Source organism: Clostridium paraputrificum AGR2156 (genome assembly GCF_000424025.1).
Lineage (GTDB): Bacteria > Bacillota > Clostridia > Clostridiales > Clostridiaceae > Clostridium > Clostridium paraputrificum.
Window position 1 is genome coordinate 48,392 of record NZ_AUJC01000015.1, and the last position, 7,368, is coordinate 55,759.

The 7,368-nt window shown below is 29.4% G+C and carries 8 protein-coding genes; all 8 read right to left on the reverse strand.

Annotated features, from left to right (window positions below; translation table 11 throughout):
• Positions 1–16: 16 nt before the first annotated feature.
• The gene (locus G594_RS0113560) at positions 17–817 is read right to left on the reverse strand and encodes a PTS system mannose/fructose/sorbose family transporter subunit IID (protein WP_027099084.1); all 801 of its coding nucleotides are present in this window, start codon (positions 815–817) and stop codon (positions 17–19) included.
• Positions 817–1,611, reverse strand: a complete 795-nt coding sequence (locus tag G594_RS0113565; protein WP_027099085.1) for a PTS mannose/fructose/sorbose/N-acetylgalactosamine transporter subunit IIC — start codon at positions 1,609–1,611, stop codon at positions 817–819. The genes G594_RS0113560 and G594_RS0113565 overlap by 1 nt, the downstream gene beginning before the upstream one ends.
• A 13-nt stretch (positions 1,612–1,624) precedes the next feature.
• The gene (locus G594_RS0113570; RefSeq protein ID WP_027099086.1) at positions 1,625–2,098 is read right to left on the reverse strand and encodes a PTS sugar transporter subunit IIB; all 474 of its coding nucleotides are present in this window, start codon (positions 2,096–2,098) and stop codon (positions 1,625–1,627) included.
• 1 nt (position 2,099) lies between these two features.
• Entirely contained in the window at positions 2,100–2,522 is a 423-nt protein-coding gene (locus G594_RS0113575) for a PTS sugar transporter subunit IIA (protein ID WP_027099087.1), read from the reverse strand.
• Between the two features lie 145 nt (positions 2,523–2,667).
• A complete protein-coding gene (locus G594_RS0113580; protein WP_027099088.1) occupies positions 2,668–5,502 on the reverse strand; it encodes a sigma-54-dependent transcriptional regulator in 2,835 nt (944 codons plus the stop codon).
• 306 nt (positions 5,503–5,808) lie between these two features.
• Complete coding sequence (locus G594_RS0113585) at positions 5,809–6,147, reverse strand: hypothetical protein (RefSeq protein WP_027099089.1); 339 nt, start codon at positions 6,145–6,147, stop codon at positions 5,809–5,811.
• A gap of 107 nt (positions 6,148–6,254) precedes the next feature.
• Positions 6,255–6,899, reverse strand: coding sequence for a fructose-6-phosphate aldolase (gene fsa / locus G594_RS0113590; protein ID WP_027099090.1), 645 nt, complete (start codon positions 6,897–6,899; stop codon positions 6,255–6,257).
• Between the two features lie 14 nt (positions 6,900–6,913).
• A partial coding sequence (locus G594_RS0113595) for a transketolase family protein (RefSeq protein WP_027099091.1) occupies positions 6,914–7,368 on the reverse strand: 455 nt, incomplete at its 5' end.

Genomic DNA, 7,368 nt, shown 5'->3' on the forward strand with positions numbered 1-7,368 from the left:
TAATTCTCCTTAATTATTATCCTAAAAATCCACATAAAACTCCTACTATTGACAATGCAATTATTCCAAATAATATAAGGATAGAGCTCTTTCCTTTCTTTAATAACTTATAACAACCTAAAGTAGTTAATAGTGGAATTAATTTAGGTAAAATACTATCTAATGTTGCTTGAATTCCAAGTTCCAGTTCTCCAATGTTAAACACTGTTGGAATATTTATATTTACTAATTGTGGTATTAAACCACCTACAAGAATTAATCCTAATATAGTGGCCATTGTAGTAAATCTTTGAACTACCCCACTATCCTTAGCTTTATCTAAAAATTTGATTCCTTCCCTATATCCATAGTTAATTCCGTAGAACTTAATCCCCATATTTAAAGCATTAAACATAAGTAAAGCAATTACTAATCCGAATGGATTTCCTTCCTTAGCAAAGGATGCACCAATACTCATACATATAGGTAACCATGTTAAAAATACTATACTATCTCCAAGCCCAGCTAATGGTCCCATTAATCCCACTTTTATTCCTGATATAGTTCTATCAGCTTTATTTCCTTCCTTTTCCTCAAGTGCCGCTGTTACACCTAAAATAGGTGATGCAAAAGTTGGCATTGTATTAAAAAATTCTAGATGCCTCTTCATAGCTTTTGATCTTTCTTCTTTTGGCTTATCTCCATATAACTTCTTTAATACTGGTTTTATACTATATAAAAAACCTAAAGATTGCATTCTCTCATAGTTCCAAGATCCCATTAAGAGATTAGATCTCCAAAATACTTTTCTTATATCTTTCTTGGTTAACTTCTCCATTATAAATCATAACCTCCCTCATCATTTACTTGTGTATTTGCACTTGCTTCAACTGTTGATGCTGAATCCTTTTTACTATTAGTAAATATATCGTATAATACTGCAAATATAATACCAATCATAGCTAACCCTATAGTTGGTATATTTCCATATATAGTACAAACAAATCCAACTAATAAAAATACCCATAATTTTTTATTTAGCATTAATGATAGTAACATACCAAACCCTAATGCAGGTAATATTCCCCCTGCTACAGTTAATCCCTTCATAATAAACTCTGGAATATATCCAAATAAGTTTTGTACAAAATCTGCTCCAAAGTAAACTGCCAAAAATACTGGTACAGCCCTTGTTAATGCATACATTGGAAATCCTATAAGTTGCCATTTATCTATTCCATCAATGTCGCCTTCTTCTGCTAATTTATCAGCTTTATGTGTAAAAGATATTGCAAAAGTTCTTGCTAACATATCAAGTTGTTGACACACAACTGCTACTGGTACTGCAATAGCTATCCCCGCTACTGATCCCTCTCCAGATATTATTCCTACTGCTGTTCCTATTATTGATCCAGAAATAACATCTGGTGGTACATACGCCCCTATTCCAGTTACACCTAACCACATAAGTTCTAAAGTTGCTCCAATTATAAGCCCCTGATTAAAATCACCTAATATAAGTCCAGTAATAGATCCTGCAATTAATGGCCTATATAATGATGTTTGAAATGAAAATAAATCAAATGTACATATAGCAGCCCAAATTGCTAATAGTGTTGCTTGAATTAACATTATTAATCACTCCTTATTTTATAAATTCTTTCATATTTGTAACTTTATCAGCAGGAATCATTTGTATTTCAACATTTACTCCTAAATTCATTATTTCTTTAAAGTCCATTTTATCTTTTTCATCTACTGCTACTGCCTTAGTTAACTTTTCTTTATTTAATACATGCTTCATTCCTCCTACATTTAGATAAGGTATTTTAACTCCAGCTTTGAGATTCCTATACACATCTTCTGGATTCGTATAAATTAACATTGTTTTTCTTTTAATAGGATTATTCTTATATACCTCTGTAAACTTATCTACACCAAAAAGTAAAATTCTTATTCCTTGTGGTGCTGTCATTTCTAATACAGACTTTTGAACTGGATCATTAGCTAATAAATCATTTATCACTATTACCTGCTCAATTTCATACTTTTTTATCCAAGTAGTAGCTACTTGTCCATGCACTAACCTATCATCTATTCTTACAAAATCTATTGCCATTTTACATTCCTCCATTCTTATTTATGTACTTCTCCATATCAATAAATGATGATTTACCAACCTCTATTAAATGTTCTTTTAGTTCATTTAAATTCATATGTTCATTAGTAAATGCTTCTATCAATACAGGTAAATTTAATCCACTGATTACTTGTACATTATTATTTGATATCAAACTATAAACTGATGCATTATTGGGTGTTCCACCCATTAAGTCAGTTAGAATTAAAATATTTCTTTCAACACCAAACTCATCTACTACTTTTTGTATCTTTTCTTTAAACTGATTTAGGTCTATCCCTAATGTCATTGATAAGGCTCTAACTTTATTTTTACTTTGTTCTCCTACAATCATTTCAGCACTTTTTAAAGCCTCTTGTGCAAAATATCCATGACTTGCAAGTATAAATGCTATATCTGTCATAAACCATTTCTTCCTTTCTTTATTTTCTCAATATTATTTATAGCAATTCTTATGCCAATGCTCTTAAACTATTAAAATTTCATATTTATATGCTTTATAATGCACATTAATACGCTTTAACCAAAAAGAAGCAATGCACTTTAAATTAAGTGCATTGCTTCTTTTCAATAAATATAAGTAATAGATAATATATTTCATCATCAGGTATCTCTATAGAAAATCCAACTTCTATATTCCTTAATGCTCTCTTTATAAAATTAAATTCAGTAAATAACTTAGCTTTTACCTCTTCTAAATTTTCATCTGACTTAAGAATATTATTACATAGTAAAATTCTCTCTATCATACAACATACATGTACATATGTGCTTGCTATCTCATTTAAAGCTAACTTAAAAATATTACTATGCTCTATGCAGGAAATAAAATCTACTAAATAAGGATGTACTTTTTCAACATCTAAACATTGAAGATATTTAGATGTTACATCAGCAGCAGCCCCAAGAACCATATCTCTATTAACATCAATAATAAGGCTCTCATCATTTTCTATATTAATCTTTTCATCAATGAGATTAACTAATTTTTTAATTCCAGAATACGTTAACATTTCTTGCAATGATATATAAGGAATATTGTTATATATAAATTCCACTGCTCCAACTATTGCTATTATATATTTCTTTTCTTCATGAATTGCTAAATCTATAATCCTTTCTGCCTCTTTTTTATTACTTACGCTTATAGGTATTACATTGATATCATAAATATTATTTTTCTTTAGTATCTTTTTTATAGACTCCTCAATATATGTTGCTGTTCCTTGACCTGTATTGCAAATTGTAAATATTACTTTCTTGCTATTTCCCATTTCTTCGTCTAATCTTCTTTTTTGTTTTTCATAAAGATTCTTTTGAAGCTTAACCAAACTATACATAATTTCATCAATATTAGCATTAGGCATTATAGCCCTCCTTGATGCCTCAATTAAAGATAGTATGTTGGTATTTTCAATAACTTTCACCTTAAGTCCAGTTCTTTCTTGTATTTTTTCCCCTATAAATACTAGAGATCCCATGTCAACCATTATCAGTGTTCCTTTATTATTCTTGCTACTCTTAACCATTTCTAGCGCTTCATCTAAAACAATTTCTGGTTTCATCGTAAGTGGCATATTTATATATTTTATATGATCTATTCCTAATAATAAGTTTGCTGTCTCTGCTAATTTTTCTGCGATTAAATCTCCATGTGCTATTACTATAATATCTATAAAATCATGCTTCTTATTGCTTGATAAAACAAAGAATATTGTTGCCAAAAGATACGGCTCATACTTAGAACACTTTATATTAAATTCTTTTTCTATCCTTTTCACTACTTTTATAGCCACAGAGAATTCTTTAGAATTTATAATTTTAATATAATGTTTATATTCTTCATTTAACGGTTCAATATAGTTAAATTCAGATATATTTTTAAAATGGAACGCTAGGCTATAGTAAACTTCTTTATCAAAAACTAACTGTAGGTCTTCATATACAATTTCTGATATAGTACTTACAATCTCAATAATTTCATCATTAATGATATTTGCATACTTATAGTTTGAATACATATCCTTTACTACAGCTTGTGTAAAATCATCATATACTTTAGTTAAATTTATAGAATCACTATTAATCTTTTTTCTTAAATCATTGAAATACTTTTCAAAATCATACTTAGGAACCTCAATATCTAAATTGCTCTTCTCACTTCCTGAATACTCAAAATAATTATCATAAGCTAATCTATCTATTTTATATCTAAGATTTTCATCTACCTCTAAGCAAGAATCCCTAACATAAGAAGGTAAAAAATCAACAATAACTTCTATAAAATCTTTGTAATTACTTCTATACTCTAAAAATGCACGTGCTACTGTAATTTGTATATCACTTCTTAACTGCCCTATATTTCCTGTTGGTTTATATATTAACAAAGAAGTCATTACATCTTTATGGACGCATATTTTCTGACCAATTCTTTTTGACTCTAGGGAAAATAATGTTTTTAAAATTGATAATCTTTCTTTAATACTTCTTTCCCTTAATGGTGGAATACTTATACTTACTGGAATTCTTCGTGTGAACGTTCTCAATAAACTCGATTCAATTCCTTCAGTTGTTGCTCCTATTATCATTACACGAGCATTTCTATCATTTTTTGATTCCCCAAGTCGTCTATATTTTTCTTTATCCATAAAGAAAAATAACATTTCTTGTCCTTCTGGAGGAAGTCTATGTATTTCATCTAAAAATAAAACACCACCATCAGCTTCTTCAAGCACTCCTTTTCTATCTTCTAACGCGCCTGTATATGCACCTTTTTTGCTCCCAAATATTTCAGCTAATAATAATTGAGGATTATTTGCATAGTCTGCGCAGTTAAATGTTACAAACTTTGAATCTTCACAAAAAACCCCTTCACTTTTTCCATATTCAAACATCTTTTCAGCAAACAAGCTTTTTCCAACACCAGTTTCTCCAACTATTAATGTATTTAATCCGTGTGGAGGATAACAAACAGCTGCCTTACCTTGATTAACACACATTTTCAAACTTTTATTATATCCAACTAAATCAATAAAGCAGTCTTTTTTTCTTATTTTCTTATTACTCATTTGATAGCTTGTCTTGTTTTCTGCTTCAAGTAATTCTTTTGGAGCGTTAAAAATATGTCCATTTATTTTATTTCCTATAATTCTTTCAATCTCTTTTCTCGATAAAAACCTTACAGGTTTACCTGCAATCTTCAATGCCACTCCTAATTTTACCAACTCATTCAAATCAGAGGCTGCATTATTTCTAACTACTCCAAGTTCACTACCAACTTCATTTGCTGTAAAACCAATTGTTCTGTTTCTTAGAATATCCTCCTTAGTTATTGTATAAGACAACCTTTCTAACCTATCTCGTATCCTTTCAATCCTCTTCATATGATTACCTACCTCTAACTTTTTTATTTATTTAGAAATATAATTACTTACAATTATACCTTATAAATTTTCAAAGAAAAAATAATTATTTCATATGCACATAAACTTTAATAACATGAAACTGTTGAAGTGTTCACAATTTAATCGGGATTATAATTTCCTAAATAATAAAAAAAGCCCCAAGAAACTTAATACATTTCTTGAAGCTTTCTAATACATACCTTTAACAGTGAGTAGAGTAGATATTTGTTTTTCTGTGACTTGGAACCTTGTGACGGAACAAGAAAAATAAATATCTACTCAAATTTACTCATTTACAGGAAGAATATCATTCTTGCTGCACCAATCTAGTGCTACCTTTAAATATTCTATTTCTCTTTCTCTATCCCCTAATCCTCTTGATACATTGCAATAAGGAACTTCTATATAATTTTCTTCATTATCTCTAATATCTATTAAGCTTTTTAATACTTCCTCATCCCACTCTGGGTGAAAAATTATATCTAAACTATCTAAATCCTCTAAATATCCATATTCTTGCTCATCATACAGTACGAATTCTCCAGTTTCTTTATTATAATAATACTTCATATCTTCTGATGATAATTGTATTTGTGCTACTAATTCAGTTAAGTTAATTCTCATGCTATATCTCCTTCTTTATCTTTTGTGCGGAAATCATTATATCATAAAGAATTAGATAATTAAAATATTAAAATAGTCCAAATTTACTTGTTTTTTATTTTACTTTATTATAAATTAGCCTTTTCCCAATCTTCTTTAAATTTTTTAATGCCTGCATCTGTTAATGGATGATTAATTAGAGCTCTAATAACACTTGGTGGAAGAGTTCCAATGTTTGCACCAAGCTTTGCGGCCTCTATCACATGAATTGGATTTCTTATAGATGCTGCTATTATTTCTGTTTGGATATTATGAACATTAAATATTTCACTTATATCTTCTATAAGTATTAACCCATTTGATCCTATATCATCTAATCTTCCTAAGAATGGAGATACATAGCTTGCTCCTGCCCTTGCTGCTAGTAATGCTTGTGCTGCTGAGAATATTAAAGTAACATTTGTACGTATTCCCTTCTTTGATAGATATGAAACTGCTTTTAATCCATCATATGTCATAGGAATTTTTACAACTATGTTCTTGTGAATACTTGCAAGCTCTTCTGCTTCCTTTATCATATTTTCATAGTCCAAACTTATAACTTCCCCACTAATTGGACCATCTACTATAGATGCTATTTCCTTTAATGTTTCCTTTAAGTCTCTCTTTTCTTTTGCAATTAGGGATGGATTTGTTGTTATTCCATGTATAACTCCTAAAGAGTTAATTTCTTTTATATCCTCAATATTTGCTGTATCTAAAAATATTTTCATTTTTAATTCCCCCTTTATTTTAACTTTATTACTTCTTTTACTTTATTAACTATATTATTCGAAGTTAATCCGTACTTTTCTAATAACTCATTTGGCTTTCCACTTTCCCCAAATGTATCCTTAACACCAACTCTTAAAACAGGTACTGGACACTTTTCTGAAACAACTTCTGCTACTGCTGATCCTAGTCCACCTATTATACTATGCTCTTCAGCTGTCACTATAACTCCAGTTTCCTTTGCAGCTTTTATTATTAATTCTTCATCTATCGGCTTAATAGTATGTATATTAATAACCCTTGCATTTATTCCTTCTTTAGCTAATTCTTCTTTTGCTTCTAATGCAGCTTCAACCATTATTCCTGTTGCTATTATTGCTACATCATTTCCTTCAGCTAAAGTTATTCCCTTACCTATTACAAAGTTATAGTTTGTTTCATCATTAACTCTTGAAACTGCCATTCTACCAA